Origin of the sequence: Thermodesulfovibrio aggregans, from assembly GCF_001514535.1 — a bacterium.
In the GTDB taxonomy this organism is placed as follows: domain Bacteria; phylum Nitrospirota; class Thermodesulfovibrionia; order Thermodesulfovibrionales; family Thermodesulfovibrionaceae; genus Thermodesulfovibrio; species Thermodesulfovibrio aggregans.
The window spans coordinates 474656-488204 of sequence record NZ_BCNO01000001.1; the positions used below are offsets into that span (position 1 = coordinate 474656).

Below are 13549 nucleotides of genomic sequence, written 5' to 3' on the forward strand. Positions count from 1 at the left end.
TGAAAGGGGGCAGATACTAGATCAAAAGATTAAAAATTACAGGAGAAAAAAATGACCATTAACGACCTCCTTTCAAAGAAAAAGGAGAATGTAATTGAAAAATCTTTTAATTTAACTATCTCAACTTATCCGGAAGACAGTCAAGCCTTTTTCAAAGAAAAGAAAAAACAGTTTACAAATCCTGTAGGTTATACTATCTATCAAGGGATTGAAAAAATTGTTGACAAATTAATTAACGATGAATCTTTAGACAGCTTTATCCCTCCACTTGAAGAAATCATCCAAATAAGAGCTGTACAGGATTTTACTCCTTCCCAGGCAGTTGGATTCATCTTTCTCTTAAAGAAGGCAATTTATGAAGAACTTCGTAAAGAAGCAGAACCTGAAAAACTCTTAGATTTTCTTGCCCAAATTGACTCTCTTGCTCTTGTGGCTTTTGATATCTTCATGAAGTATAGAGAAAAAATCTACGACCTAAAGGCTAAAGAATTGATTGACAGAACATGGTGGATTCTGAAGAAATGGAATATAGTTTCAGAAATTGAAAATGAAACTGTAGAAAAAACAAAAAACTAATAAAGAGAGGTAGGGTGAAATGGGTATAGGATCAGCTTTTATAGTAGTTTTAGGATTAATAATTTTTGCTTACATTGGTACTGATATTTTAGGGCTGAATGGCTTATTTGCGATTTTTTTCCCCTATGCAGCTCTGGTGATATTTATAATTGGATTCATCTATAGGGTTGTCAAATGGGGAAAATCTCCTGTTCCATTTAGAATTCCAACAACAGCTGGGCAACAATTCTCTCTTCCATGGATTAAGTATAGCAAAATTGAAAATCCTGTGACTGGCTGGGGCGTAGCATTGAGAATGTTTTTTGAAATTGCCTTTTTCAGATCTCTCTTTAGAAACACAAAATCTGAAATAATTAATGGAAGACTTTACCTAGGTTCAAACAAATGGCTCTGGCTTGGAGCAATAGCTTTTCATTACTCATTTTTAATTATACTTATAAGACACTTAAGGTTCTTTACTGCTCAAACTCCTTGGTGTATTTCTGTGATTGACTCTGTTGACTCTTTCTGGCAGATTGGTTTACCCATGCTTTATATGACAGATATTGTAATTGCTGCTGCTCTTCTTTATCTTTTAGGAAGAAGAATATTTAATCCTCAAGTAAAATATGTTTCTCTTCCATCTGACTACTTCCCTCTTTTCCTTATAATTGGCATAGTTGCAACTGGTATTCTAATGAGATATTTTGCAAGAGTTGATATAACAAGCATAAAAGAACTTGCCATTGGATTAGCTTATCTTAAACCAACTGTACCTGATGGTATAGGAAGTCTTTTCTATATTCATCTGTTCCTTGTAAGTGTACTTTTTGCATACTTTCCATTTAGCAAGCTAATGCATATGGGTGGAGTATTTTTAAGCCCTACAAGAAATCTTGCCAATAATAACAGAATGAAAAGACATGTCAATCCATGGGATTATCCAGTTAAACATCGTCACTATGAAGAATATGAAGATGAATTTAGAGAAAAAATGAAAAAAGCTGGAATACCAGTAGAAAAGGAGTGAGACTATGGGACTGCCAAAACCAGAAGAATTAATCTCAACAGTTAATTTAAAAAAGATGCCATCCAAATGGTGGATGGATACTTTACCTGTAGAATTTAAGCCTGGCTTTTACTGTTACGGTGCTAAGGGAAAAAACCTTGAATATGTTGATTTCCCTAATGCAAGAGATTTTCATCCTACAGACCCTGACTGGAAACTTCCCGAAGACTGGAAAAAAATAGTAATTGAAGGAATCAGGCAAAGACTTGAAAGATTCAGGACATTTCATGTATTCATGGACATCTGTGTAAGATGCGGTGCCTGTGCTGATAAGTGCCATTTCTTCATTGGCTCTGGAGACCCTAAAAACATGCCGGTTCTCAGGGCAGAGCTTTTAAGATCAGTTTACAGAAAATACTTTACTACTGGTGGAAAAATCTTTGGAAGATATGGTGGAGCAAGAGACCTTGACCTTGATGTCTTAAAAGAACTCTGGTACTACTTCTATCAATGCACAGAGTGCCGTAGATGCTCTCTTTTCTGTCCATATGGAATTGATACAGCAGAAATAACAATAATAGCAAGAGAACTCCTGAATCTTCTTGGACTGAATACTGACTGGATATCCGGTCCTGTAGCAAACTGTTACAGAACTGGAAACCATCTTGGAATTGAGCCACATACAATGAAGTCAACTCTTGAGTTTATGTGCAATGATATAGAGGAAATAACAGGTATAAAAATCGAACCTCCAATTAATAGAAAAGGTGCAGAAATCCTATTTGTAACTCCTTCAGGTGACCTTTTTGCAGACCCCGGTATATACAACTGTATGGGATACATGATGCTTTTCCATGAAATCGGGCTTGACTACACATGGAGCACCTTTGCTTCAGAAGGTGGTAACTTTGGTTTCTTTACCTCACTTGAAATGGCGAAAAGACTCCACACAAAGATATATGAAGAGGCAAAACGCCTTAAAGTTAAATGGATAATTGGTGGCGAGTGCGGACACATGTGGAGAGTCTGGCATCAGTATCATAATACCTGGTATGGACCTGTAGACTTTCTTGAAGAACCTGTCTCTCCAATTACTGGAACAAAGTTTGAAAATGCAAAATCAAACAAAATAGTACACATAAGCGAATTTACTGCAGACCTCATCAGGCACGGTGTACTTAAATTTGACAAATCAAGGAATGATAACCTTATTGTTACATTCCATGACTCATGTAATCCATCAAGAGCAATGGGTTTATTTGAAGAACCGAGATACATTATTAAAAATGTCTGCAATCACTTCTATGAAATGCCAGACGAAACAATAAGAGAACAAACATTCTGCTGTGGTGGTGGGTCTGGATTAAATGCCGGTGAAATAATGGAACTCAGAATGAGAGGCGGATTCCCAAGAGCAAATGCTGTAAGATATGTTCATGAAAAATTTGGTGTAAACATGCTTGCCAATATCTGTGCAATTGATAGAGCAACCCTACCGCCACTAATGGACTACTGGGTACCAGGAGTTAGAGTAAGTGGAGTTACAGAACTTGTTGCTAACGCTTTGATAATGAAGGGCGAAAAGGAAAGAACAATGAATTTAAGGATGGAGCCACTACCTGGAAAGGAGGAACAATAAAATGTATGACGGATGGAAAATAATTATTGGCTTGATAGTTTTTGTATTAATAGTAACTCTGCCTTTCACAATGAGCATTGGAAGAGATTATATCCAGCCAAAACCAAGTATTGATACTCCTGAAATCCAGAAAATGGAAAAGAAACAATGCATTGAGCCAAAGCAATATATGCGGGAAGCTCATATTAAAATTCTTTATTCCTGGAAAGATTATGCTACAAGAGAGGGAAAAAGAGTTTATGTAGCAAGTGATGGTAAAACATATACAGTAAGCTTACAAAATACCTGTATGAAATGCCATTCTAACAAGGAAAAATTCTGTGACGAATGCCATAACTATGTTAATGTTAAGCCCTATTGTTGGGATTGCCACATTGAGCCTAAGGTTGGAGGGTTAAAATGATTACAAGAAGAGATTTTCTCAAAATAGCTGCTTTTTCATCACTACTCGGATTAGGTGGTGCTCTCACAATTAATGCATTTGAAAAAGAGTCAGGACAGAAAGTATTAAAAGATATCAAAGCATTAAAAGGTAAAAGATGGGCAATGGCAATTGATACAAGGAAGTTTAAAACTCAAGAGGACTTTGAAAAAGTTATAAGAGCATGCCATAAAGCCCATAATGTTCCTGAAATTGCTAACCCTCTTCATGAAGTAAAATGGATATGGACTGATGACTATGAGCACACATTTGCAGGCACTGCTGAAGAATATATCTCAAAAGAGGTAAAAGAAAGAAAATTTCTCCTGCTCTGCAATCAATGTGACAATGCTCCATGCGTCAGAGTCTGTCCTGTTAAAGCAACATTTAAAAGAGAAGACGGAATAACAATGCAGGATATGCATAGATGCATTGGATGTAAATTCTGCATGGCTGGATGTCCCTATGGTGCAAGAAACTACAACTTCCTTCCACCAAGAGACTACATTAAAGAGCTAAATCCAGAGTATCCTACAAGAACGCTTGGAGTCGTTGAAAAATGCACATTCTGTAATGAACGCATAGATAGAGGACTTCTTCCATACTGTGTAGAAGCTTCAGAGGGTAAGATTATATTTGGAGATCTCTATGACCCTAATTCTGAGATTAGAAAGGTGCTTTCTGAAAATATCGTTATTCGCAGAAAAGTTGAACTCGGCACACAGCCTATGGTTTTCTACATAATTTAAGGGGAGGTAAGAAATGCTTGATTTAGCGTTAAAAGGTAGACCAAGATACTGGATTTGGGTATCCTTTTTAATAACCATGATACTTATTGGTTTTATATGCTGGATGAGAGAACATCACATTGGTGCCGCTTTTACCACCGGACTCAGTAGAGATGTAACATGGGGATTTCATGTTGGTCAGTTAACATTCTTTGTTGGTGTTGCAGCCTCTGCTGTTCTTGTTGTTCTTCCATACTATTTCCACAACTATAAAGTATTTGGAAGAATTACTGTAATTGGAGAATTTCTTGCTGTAGGTTGTGTTCTTATAGCAATGCTTTCTGTTTTTGTCATTATGGGACAGCCTTCCCGTGTGTGGAATGTTTTGCTTCATGCTACACCTCATTCAATCATCTTCTGGGATATGGTTGTTCTTATAACCTATTTATCACTCAATTTGCTATGCGGATGGACAATTCTTCATGCTGAGAAAAAGAGTGCTCCACCGCCAAAATGGATTAAACCTTTTATTTACTGGGCAATTCTGTGGGCACCCTCAATTCACACAGTAACTGCTTTTCTCTATGCTGGTTTACCAGGAAGACCTCACTGGATGACAGCACTTCAGGCAGCTCACTTCCTTGCAACAGCTTTTGCCGCAGGTCCTTCACTGCTCATAATTCTCAGTATGATAATTAGAAAGGTCTCAAAATTTGATCCCGGTCAGCAGGCAATCAATAAACTTGCTGAAATAGCTACATATGCTTTAATAATTCACCTATTCTTCATAGGTCTTGAATTCTTTACTGCTTTCTACAGCCAGATTCCAGATCACATGAAGTCTTTAATATATCTCTACCAAGGGCTTGAGGGACACAACAGACTTGTTCCATGGATGGCTGTATCTACACTTTTAGCATTCACTGGATTAATCATATTCATATTCCCACCACTAAGAAAGTGGAATGTGACTAAAGTAATTGGAGCAGCCTGTATATTTTTCTCTATATGGATGGATAAAGGATTTGCCTTTGTAGTCAGTGGTTTCATCCCAAATCCATTTGACAGAGTTACAGAGGCATGGATTGCTCTAAATGAATTTCTGGTAGCTGCTGGAGTATGGTCAGTAGGTGCACTTGTAATAACCGTGCTTTATAAGATAGCAATCACAGTAAAAGAAAAGGCAGTTTTTGACAAATACGGTCAGAAACAGGTAGTAGATTAATATTCTAAAGTAAATAAAAAAAGCGGGCTTTAAAGCCCGCTTTTTTTATTCATAAAGGCCAAAAAGACTGTTTCTTGCCTTTGCCTTCAATGAAGCTCTAATAAAATCTCTAAATAGAGGATGAGGCATAAAAGGTTTTGATTTAAACTCTGGATGAAACTGACATCCTAAAAACCATGGATGCTCTTTTAATTCTATTATTTCAACAAGCTGACCATCAGGAGAAGTACCACTGAATACAACACCTTTTTCCTCAAGAACAGAGATGTATTTGTTATTAAACTCATATCTGTGTCTGTGTCTCTCTGAAATCTCTTTTGTTTTATAGGCTTCATAAGCCTTTGTGCCCTCTTTCAATATACATGGATATGCACCCAACCTCATTGTTCCACCTTTTTGAGAGTCAATTGAACGAATTTCAAAATTACCAGTTTTTGGATTGTACCATCTTTCCATAAGATAAATTACTGGATGTTCTGTATTAGGTTCAAACTCTGTTGAGTGAGCACCCTTTAGTCCTGCAAGATTTCTGCTTAACTCTACTATAGCACATTGCATTCCAAGACATATTCCAAAGAAAGGAATTTTATTCTCACGGGCATATTTGATTGCTTCAATTTTGCCCTCTATTCCACGACTACCAAATCCGCCTGGAACTAAAATACCATGGGCTTCTGAAAGATGTTTTTTTGCCCCATCTTTTTCTATGTCCTCTGCATTAACCCATAAGATATTAACCTTTGCTTCATTGGCGATTCCACCGTGAATTAGAGCTTCGTTAAGACTCTTATAAGAGTCCTTTAATCCTACATATTTACCTACAACAGCTATATTAATCTCTGTTTTTGGATTCTTGATTCTATTGACAACATCTTCCCATGCAGTCAGATCACCCAATCTATGAGGTAAACCGAGTTTCTTTTCAATTAGAAGGTCAAGTCCTTCCTGTTTAAAGTTCAAAGGAACTTCATAAACTGTTTCAACATCATGAGCTGAAATAACAGAGTCAAAATCAAGATTACAGTGAAGAGCTATCTTTTTCTTAAGTGCATGTGGCAGGGGACGGTCTGCTCTACACAGCAGAATATCTGGTTGAATTCCTATTGCTCTTAAACTGTTTACGCTGTGCTGAGTTGGTTTTGTTTTAAGCTCACCAGCACTTTTTACATAAGGAACAAGAGTAAGATGGATATATAAAACATTTTCCCGTCCAACATCATATCTAAACTGTCTTATGGCTTCAAGGAAAGGAAGTCCTTCAATATCTCCTACTGTTCCACCTACTTCTACAATAACCACATCAAAATCATTTTCTCCTGCTGCACTTTTTATAGCATCTTTTATCTCATCTGTAATATGAGGAACAACCTGAACTGTATGTCCGAGATAATCTCCTTTTCTCTCTTTGGAAATTACATTAAAATAAATTTTACCTGAAGTATAATTATTTACATGGGAAGTTTTAAGATGAGTAAATCTTTCATAATGTCCAAGATCCAAATCAGTTTCACAGCCATCATCAGTTACATAAACTTCTCCATGCTCAAAGGGACTCAGAGTTCCAGGGTCAACATTTATATAGGGATCAAGCTTTTGGATAGTTACTTTAAAACCCTTTGACTCAAGTAGAGCACCAATGGAAGCTGCGGCTATTCCTTTTCCTAAAGCTGATACTACACCACCAGTTATAAATATGTATTTAGGCATTTTTCAGCTACCTCCAGATCTTCTGGTGTATCTATTCCAAAGGAATCATATTCTGTGATTGCTATTTTAATTTTAATACCATTTTCAAGTGCTCGCAACTGTTCTAAAGCCTCTATTTTTTCAAGCCTTGATTGAGGAAGACTTACAAACTTTTTAAGAGTCTCAACTGTATATCCATAGATTCCTATGTGTTTGTACATAAAATGATTGGTTGAACTACCTTTTAAATATTTTTCTCTATCAAAAGGTATTGGACAACGGGAAAAATAAAGAGCATATTTATTGCTGTCAAATACAACCTTTACAATATTGGGATTGGTGAACTCACTTTCATTGTCAATTTTTTTTACAAGAGTTCCAATGAATTGATTTGAATCTATATTGTCTTTCATAAGACTTACAAGCTGGTCAATCATCTGAGGTTTTATCAAAGGTTCATCTCCCTGAAGATTAATTACAATTGAATCATTTTTTAAGTTATATCCATATTTTATTAATATATCAACTGCTTCAGCAATTCTGTCAGTTCCAGAGGGATGATTTTTTGATGTCATTAGAGCTTTGCCACCAAAATTATTAACACATTGAAAAACTCTCTCATCATCTGTTGCTATAAAAACATCCTCAATCAGATTAGAAGCCTTTGCTTTTTCATATACATGTTGAATAATAGGTTTATTTTTTAAAAGTGCTATGACTTTACCAGGAAATCTTGTAGATGAAAATCTTGCTGGGATAATAATTATAACCATAAATTTAATTTTTATGATAACATAAATATCTAATGTTGTTACCAGATTTCATAGAAGAGATTAAAAATTATTTAAAAATAACAATTAAAAGATATTTTTTACCAAGTTTGTCAGCTTTTTTACTTGTATTGAGTTTCCCGCCATTTGATCTTTTTTTTCTTGCCTGGTTTTCTTTTTTACCATTATTTTTCTTTTTAAATAAAGTTAATGATTATAAGACAGTATTTAAAGGCGGTTTGATTTTTGGTTTTCTATATTTTTTAGGAAATGTTTACTGGATATACCACTCTCTTTATTACTATGGTTCTGTTCCTCTTTTATTAAGCTATATTATTGTAGGAATTCTAGCTTTATATCTTGCTTTATATTCTGCCTTCTTTTCTTTAGTATATAAAAATTTATCAAATAATATACTATTTACCTCATTTTATGCACCTTTTATATGGGTTAGCCTTGAAGTTTTAAGAACCTATCTTTTTACTGGCTTTCCATGGGCATTGATAGGGTATAGTCAATATAAATTTTTATTAATTACTCAAATTGCTGATATTACAGGAGTTTATGGAATTTCATATCTTGTTCTCTTATTTAACTGTTTTATCTTTGACCTATGGAACTTTAAAGAGAAAAAGACCCGCTATCCCCTTTTACCTTATATTCAAGGTATTATAACTGTAATTGCCGTTTTATTAATCTTTATTTTATGTGTAACCTACGGGATAAAAAGACTTTATGAGCATGTTGATGGTAAAGAAGTTAAAGTAGCAGTAATTCAGGGAAGTATACCTCAAAATCAAAAATGGGATTTTAATAAAGTCAATGAAATCTTAAGTATTTATAAAAATCTTACAATACAGGCTAAAACCTATAATCCACAAATTATTGTCTGGCCTGAAACAGCAGTCCCATTTGTATTTGAGAAAAATAAATATTTCACCGAAGATTTAATACGCTTTGTTAAAGAACAAAATATATATTTGCTTTTTGGAAGTATAATGGAAAGACAAAATGACCATTACACAAATAGTGCTGTTTTGATTGACTCAAATGGAACAATTGCATATTTCTATGATAAAATACATTTAGTACCGTTTGGAGAGTATGTTCCTCTTAGAAAAATTTTATTTTTTGTTAACAAATTAACAGTTGGTATAGGAGACTATAAAGCTGGCAGTAGTTACAACGTAGCAATCACACCATTTGGAAAGTTTGCAACATTAATTTGTTATGAGATTATCTTTCCAGAACAGGTAAGAAAATTTTATCAAAAAGGTGGACATTTTATTGTAAATATTACAAATGATGGATGGTTTGGAAATACATCAGGACCCTATCAACATTTTTCAATGTCTGTCTTTAGAGCCATTGAGAATAGAAAACCATTGATAAGAGCTGCTAATTCTGGTATTTCTGGTTTTATAGACAGTAAAGGAAGAATAATAGATAAAACAAATCTATTTGAAAGGACCTATATAGTTAAAAATATTCAGGTTAATGAAAAATTAAGCTTTTATACCAAATATGGAGATATATTTGCATATTTATGTGTTGTTTTTTCATTGATTTTTATTATAAGAAATATAAGTTTTGGAGGTAAAAAATGGTTACATATGAAGATTTAAAAATTGTTTTAAAAGAAAATAAAGAAAAAATTTTTTCATTAAGGGACTGTCTTTGAAATAGATAAACTTAAAAAGAGATTGGAAGATCTAGATAAAAGTCTTCAAAAAGAAGAAATCTGGCAGGATATAGAAAAATTAAAAGAAATTCAAAAAGAAAAAAACAAGCTTTTAGAAATAATCGAACCTATTGAAAGTATTACAAACCGTTTTCTATACCTTGAAGAAGCTCTGAATATTGCTGAGTCAGAAGAGGAAGGCTATCTTCTTTTAAGAGATTTAGAGAGTGAAATAGAAGAGATAAAAAATAAAGTTGATAATCTTGAATTACAGCTTTTACTAAGTGGAGAACATGATAAAAATAACGCAATAGTATCAATTCATCCTGGTGCTGGTGGAACAGAAAGTCAAGACTGGGCTGAAATGCTTATGAGAATGTATTTAAGATGGGCTGAAAAAAAAGGATTTAATGTTAATATAATTGATTTACAGGTAGGTGAAGAAGCTGGAATTAAGGATGTAACTTTTATTGTTGAAGGACAGTATGCTTATGGATATTTAAAATCAGAGTCAGGAGTTCACAGACTTGTAAGAATTTCACCTTTTGATGCCAATAAAAGAAGGCATACTTCTTTTGTGGCTGTTTCAGTTTTGCCTGAGATTGAGGATGATATTCAGGTTGAGATAAAAGATGAAGATTTGAGAATTGATACTTTTAGAGCTTCAGGAGCAGGTGGTCAACATGTAAATAAAGTATCATCAGCTGTTAGAATTGTTCATATTCCAACTGGTATTATTGTTACATGTCAAACAGAAAGGTCTCAACATAGAAATAAAGAAATTGCTATGAAGATTTTAAAATCAAAACTTTATGCTTTATTACAAAAAGAAAAAGAAGAAAAAATTAAATCCATTACAGGCGATAAAAAAGAAATAGCTTGGGGTAATCAGATAAGATCATATATTCTTCATCCTTATAGGTTAATAAAAGATCATAGAACTGATATTGAGGTTTATAATGTTGAAGAAGTGCTGGATGGAGATATAGATGTATTTATTAAGGCTTATCTTAAAAAGTTTTCTTCAACTCCTTAATTTTTTTGTTTTTAGTGTTTAGAAGTAGTTATAGGTTTTGTTTTTTTGTTTAAATTTAATTAAAAAGCTTGTTTTATTTGTTTTTTAAGTGTTTAAATTTTTACGAGGTTTTTAACAAATTTAACAAAGCTTGTTTAAGCTAACTTTATAAAAACATTAAATGTTAATAACTTTGAGGTTTTAAACATTTTATTGCTCAGTTTGTTAATAATAGGATATAATGAAATGGTTTAAAATTGGTGGTGTTTATATAATTCTTTGATTTTAAAGATTTTTTAAATTAACACGCTTTTAACAGTAAAGTTTTTAACAAATGTTAAAAAGTTGTTGAAAAATGGATGGAATAAATAAAATTTGGCAAAAAATTCTTGAAATCATTGCACAGAAAGTAGGAGAATCAACTTTTGAACTGTGGTTTTCTCCTATAAAGCTTATTGATATTAAAAATTCAGAGATTTTTATTGAGGTACCAAATAGATTTTTTAAGGATTGGATAGAAGACAACTTTCCCTCAATTATTAGTGATGCCTTCTATCAGATTACAGGAAATCAAATATCTGTTCGTTATATTATTACAGGAAAGGAACAGGAAGTTTTAGTTGAGGAAAAAAGGCAGGTAGTAAAAAGAGGAAACTTAAATCCGAGATATACATTCAGCACCTTTGTTGTAGGTCCATCAAATCAGTTTGCTCATGCTGCAGCACTAAGAGTTGCTGAGAATCCGGGATTTGCCTACAATCCTCTTTTTATATATGGTGGAGTTGGTCTTGGTAAGACTCATTTAATAACAGCAATTGGGAATTATATTCTTGATAAAAATCCAGATATGAACGTGTGTTACATGTCTTCAGAACAGTTTACAGGAGAGTTTGTTTCTGCAATAAGACATGAAAAGATGCCAGAGTTCAGACAAAAATACAGAACTCTTGATGTATTTCTTGTAGATGATATTCAATTTATTGCTGGCAAGGACTCAACTCAGGAAGAGTTTTTTCATACATTTAATGAGCTTTATTTCAATCAAAAACAGATAGTTATTTCAAGCGATAGACCACCTATGGAGATTTCAGATATTACAGATAGGCTTCGTTCAAGATTTGGAATGGGACTCATTGCAGATATTCAGCCACCAGAAATAGAAACAAGACTTGCTATTTTATATAAAAAAGCTGAAATTGAAGGAATTAAACTTCCTGAAGATGTTGCATATTTTATAGCATCAAGAGTTAAATCGAATGTTAGAGAACTGGAAGGCTCTTTAATAAAGTTATGTGCATATATTTCTATTACAAAGGTTCCAATAACTATGGATGTGGCAAAACATGTTTTAAGAGACTTACTTCCCGATGAAAACAAACCAATAACAATTGATTTAATTCAGCAACATGTCTGCGAAGCTTTAGGTATAAGAGTTCAAGATATTAAGTCAAAAAAGAGAACTAAAGAGATCGCTAATGCAAGAAAAATAGCTATGTACATAACAAAAAAATTAACAAATTTATCACTTGCTGAAATAGGTAATGCCTTTGGTGGCAAGGATCATGCAACTGTGATATATGCCTGCAAGCAGATAGAAAAGGAAAGACAAAAAGATGAAGCTCTGGCAAAACTTATAGATAGCATAGTAAGAAAATTACAGGAGAATAAATAAAATTGAAAAGCATCTGTTTTAAAAAAGTTCTAATATAATGTAGGAGGGATGAAATGCATATAAGGCTAAAAAAACAGAAAATACAAGAAGCTCTTGCAAAGATTCAAAACATAGTTGAGAAAAAGAGTATAATGCCTGTATTGAATCATTTTCTTATGGATGTGTCTGACTCTGCACATATTTTAGCTACTGATCTTGAGACAGCTGTAAAACTACCAATTGAAGTAGAAGTTTTTGAGCCAGGAAAAACCTGTATACCTGCAAGAAAATTTTATGAGATTGTAAAGGAACTTGATGAAGACATTGAAATTATGCTTTCAGAACAATGGCTTAAAATTCAATCGGGAAGATCAAACTTCAGGCTTGCAACACTGGATGCTTCTGAGTTCCCTGTCTGGCCTCAGATTGGAGATGTCACACAGATTAATCTATCAAGAGATTTGCTTCTAACAGCAATAGACAAAACAATCTATGCTTCAGGAGAGGCTGATGCAAGATATGTTCTAAATACACTTCTTTTTGAGATAAAAAACTCAGAACTTCATGTAGTGGGAACTGATGGACATAGACTTGCTCATTTTATAACAACTGCTCCAAGTGGTTTAACAGAGCAGAAAGTTATACTGTCAAAAAAATCTCTCAATGAACTAAAAAAGTTTTTGTCTTTAGCGGAAAATGTTTCAATGCTAATTGGTAAAACACATGTAATGATAGAGATGGATGGAGTAAGTTTTCTTAGCAGAATGATAGAAGGTGAATATCCCAATTATGAACTATATATTCCAAGAGATAATGATAAACAGGCTATTGTTGATAAAGGTCTGTTTATAAATTCACTTAAAAGAGTTTCTGTCTTAAGTAGAGATAGACAGAATGCTGTTAAGACAGAATGGAGTGAAGACTTAGTCGTTGTTTCTTCATATGATCCAGAAGTTGGAGAAGCTCAAGATGAGCTTAGTATTGATTATCAGGGCGAACCAATTGTTATAGGTTTTAATGCAAAGTATTTAGTAGATGCTCTTGAGAGACTCACATCAGATAAAGCAAAAATTACTATGAGTGAGCCAGATAAGGCTGTATATATAACAGATGTTAATGAGACTTCTTTTGTATATGAAGCGGTTGTTATGCCACTGAGACTTTAAACT

At 33.7% G+C, this 13549-nt stretch carries 12 protein-coding genes; 10 read left to right on the forward strand and 2 right to left on the reverse strand.

Annotation, left to right across the window (positions count from 1 at the left end; genetic code table 11):
• The first annotated feature begins 51 nt into the window (after window positions 1–51).
• The 6 genes from TAGGR_RS02370 to dsrP are packed head-to-tail and all read left to right on the forward strand — an operon-like array spanning window position 52 to window position 5577.
• On the forward strand, window positions 52–576 hold the full coding sequence (locus TAGGR_RS02370) for an RsbRD N-terminal domain-containing protein (RefSeq protein WP_059175760.1): 525 nt from the start codon (window positions 52–54) through the stop codon (window positions 574–576).
• 19 nt (window positions 577–595) lie between these two features.
• Window positions 596–1585 carry a sulfate reduction electron transfer complex DsrMKJOP subunit DsrM gene (dsrM, locus tag TAGGR_RS02375; RefSeq protein WP_059175761.1) on the forward strand — a complete coding sequence of 330 codons (990 nt, stop codon included), beginning with the start codon at window positions 596–598 and terminating at the stop codon, window positions 1583–1585.
• A gap of 4 nt (window positions 1586–1589) precedes the next feature.
• Window positions 1590–3203 (forward strand): sulfate reduction electron transfer complex DsrMKJOP subunit DsrK, encoded by a 1614-nt coding sequence (gene dsrK, locus TAGGR_RS02380; RefSeq protein ID WP_059175762.1) that lies wholly within the window; start codon window positions 1590–1592, stop codon window positions 3201–3203.
• A 1-nt stretch (window position 3204) separates the two neighbouring features.
• Window positions 3205–3606, forward strand: a complete 402-nt coding sequence (gene dsrJ, locus TAGGR_RS02385) for a sulfate reduction electron transfer complex DsrMKJOP subunit DsrJ (protein WP_059175763.1) — start codon at window positions 3205–3207, stop codon at window positions 3604–3606.
• The gene (gene dsrO, locus TAGGR_RS02390) at window positions 3603–4373 is read left to right on the forward strand and encodes a sulfate reduction electron transfer complex DsrMKJOP subunit DsrO (protein WP_059175764.1); all 771 of its coding nucleotides are present in this window, start codon (window positions 3603–3605) and stop codon (window positions 4371–4373) included. The genes dsrJ and dsrO overlap by 4 nt, the downstream gene beginning before the upstream one ends.
• 13 nt (window positions 4374–4386) lie before the next feature.
• On the forward strand, window positions 4387–5577 hold the full coding sequence (dsrP, locus tag TAGGR_RS02395) for a sulfate reduction electron transfer complex DsrMKJOP subunit DsrP (RefSeq protein ID WP_059175765.1): 1191 nt from the start codon (window positions 4387–4389) through the stop codon (window positions 5575–5577).
• 45 nt (window positions 5578–5622) lie between these two features.
• Here dsrP and pyrG read toward each other — a convergent pair whose 3' ends face one another.
• Both pyrG and kdsB read right to left on the reverse strand, forming a co-directional pair.
• Window positions 5623–7284, reverse strand: coding sequence for a CTP synthase (gene pyrG / locus TAGGR_RS02400; protein ID WP_059175766.1), 1662 nt, complete (start codon window positions 7282–7284; stop codon window positions 5623–5625).
• Window positions 7263–8036, reverse strand: coding sequence for a 3-deoxy-manno-octulosonate cytidylyltransferase (gene kdsB, locus TAGGR_RS02405; protein ID WP_059175767.1), 774 nt, complete (start codon window positions 8034–8036; stop codon window positions 7263–7265). The genes pyrG and kdsB overlap by 22 nt, the downstream gene beginning before the upstream one ends.
• A 32-nt stretch (window positions 8037–8068) precedes the next feature.
• On the opposite strand from kdsB, the gene lnt reads away from it, so the two are divergent.
• From lnt to dnaN, 4 genes are all read left to right on the forward strand, one after another.
• On the forward strand, window positions 8069–9658 hold the full coding sequence (gene lnt, locus TAGGR_RS02410) for an apolipoprotein N-acyltransferase (RefSeq protein WP_059175768.1): 1590 nt from the start codon (window positions 8069–8071) through the stop codon (window positions 9656–9658).
• Window positions 9637–10750 (forward strand): peptide chain release factor 2 gene (gene prfB / locus TAGGR_RS02415; protein ID WP_439950931.1). Its coding sequence is split into 2 segments (ribosomal slippage): window positions 9637–9705 and window positions 9707–10750, totalling 1113 coding nucleotides; the frame shifts between segments, so codons are not numbered across the junction. The genes lnt and prfB overlap by 22 nt, the downstream gene beginning before the upstream one ends.
• Window positions 10751–11084: 334 nt before the next feature.
• Window positions 11085–12401, forward strand: a complete 1317-nt coding sequence (dnaA, locus tag TAGGR_RS02420) for a chromosomal replication initiator protein DnaA (RefSeq protein WP_059175769.1) — start codon at window positions 11085–11087, stop codon at window positions 12399–12401.
• Between the two features lie 53 nt (window positions 12402–12454).
• Window positions 12455–13546: a DNA polymerase III subunit beta gene (dnaN, locus tag TAGGR_RS02425; RefSeq protein WP_059175770.1), complete on the forward strand. Its 1092-nt coding sequence runs from the start codon at window positions 12455–12457 to the stop codon at window positions 13544–13546.
• Window positions 13547–13549 lie beyond the last annotated feature (3 nt).

Excerpts from the sequence above, each read along its gene's own strand:
- dsrP (WP_059175765.1), top strand. The coding sequence starts at position 4,387 with ATGCTTGATTTAGCGTTAAAAGGTAGACCAAGATACTGGATTTGGGTA.
- TAGGR_RS02370 (WP_059175760.1), top strand. The coding sequence starts at position 52 with ATGACCATTAACGACCTCCTTTCAAAGAAAAAGGAGAATGTAATTGAA.
- dsrO (WP_059175764.1), top strand. The coding sequence starts at position 3,603 with ATGATTACAAGAAGAGATTTTCTCAAAATAGCTGCTTTTTCATCACTA.
- dnaN (WP_059175770.1), top strand. The coding sequence starts at position 12,455 with ATGCATATAAGGCTAAAAAAACAGAAAATACAAGAAGCTCTTGCAAAG.
- dsrM (WP_059175761.1), top strand. The coding sequence starts at position 596 with ATGGGTATAGGATCAGCTTTTATAGTAGTTTTAGGATTAATAATTTTT.
- pyrG (WP_059175766.1), bottom strand. The coding sequence starts at position 7,284 with ATGCCTAAATACATATTTATAACTGGTGGTGTAGTATCAGCTTTAGGA.
- dsrK (WP_059175762.1), top strand. The coding sequence starts at position 1,590 with ATGGGACTGCCAAAACCAGAAGAATTAATCTCAACAGTTAATTTAAAA.
- dsrJ (WP_059175763.1), top strand. The coding sequence starts at position 3,205 with ATGTATGACGGATGGAAAATAATTATTGGCTTGATAGTTTTTGTATTA.
- kdsB (WP_059175767.1), bottom strand. The coding sequence starts at position 8,036 with ATGGTTATAATTATTATCCCAGCAAGATTTTCATCTACAAGATTTCCT.
- lnt (WP_059175768.1), top strand. The coding sequence starts at position 8,069 with ATGTTGTTACCAGATTTCATAGAAGAGATTAAAAATTATTTAAAAATA.
- dnaA (WP_059175769.1), top strand. The coding sequence starts at position 11,085 with ATGGATGGAATAAATAAAATTTGGCAAAAAATTCTTGAAATCATTGCA.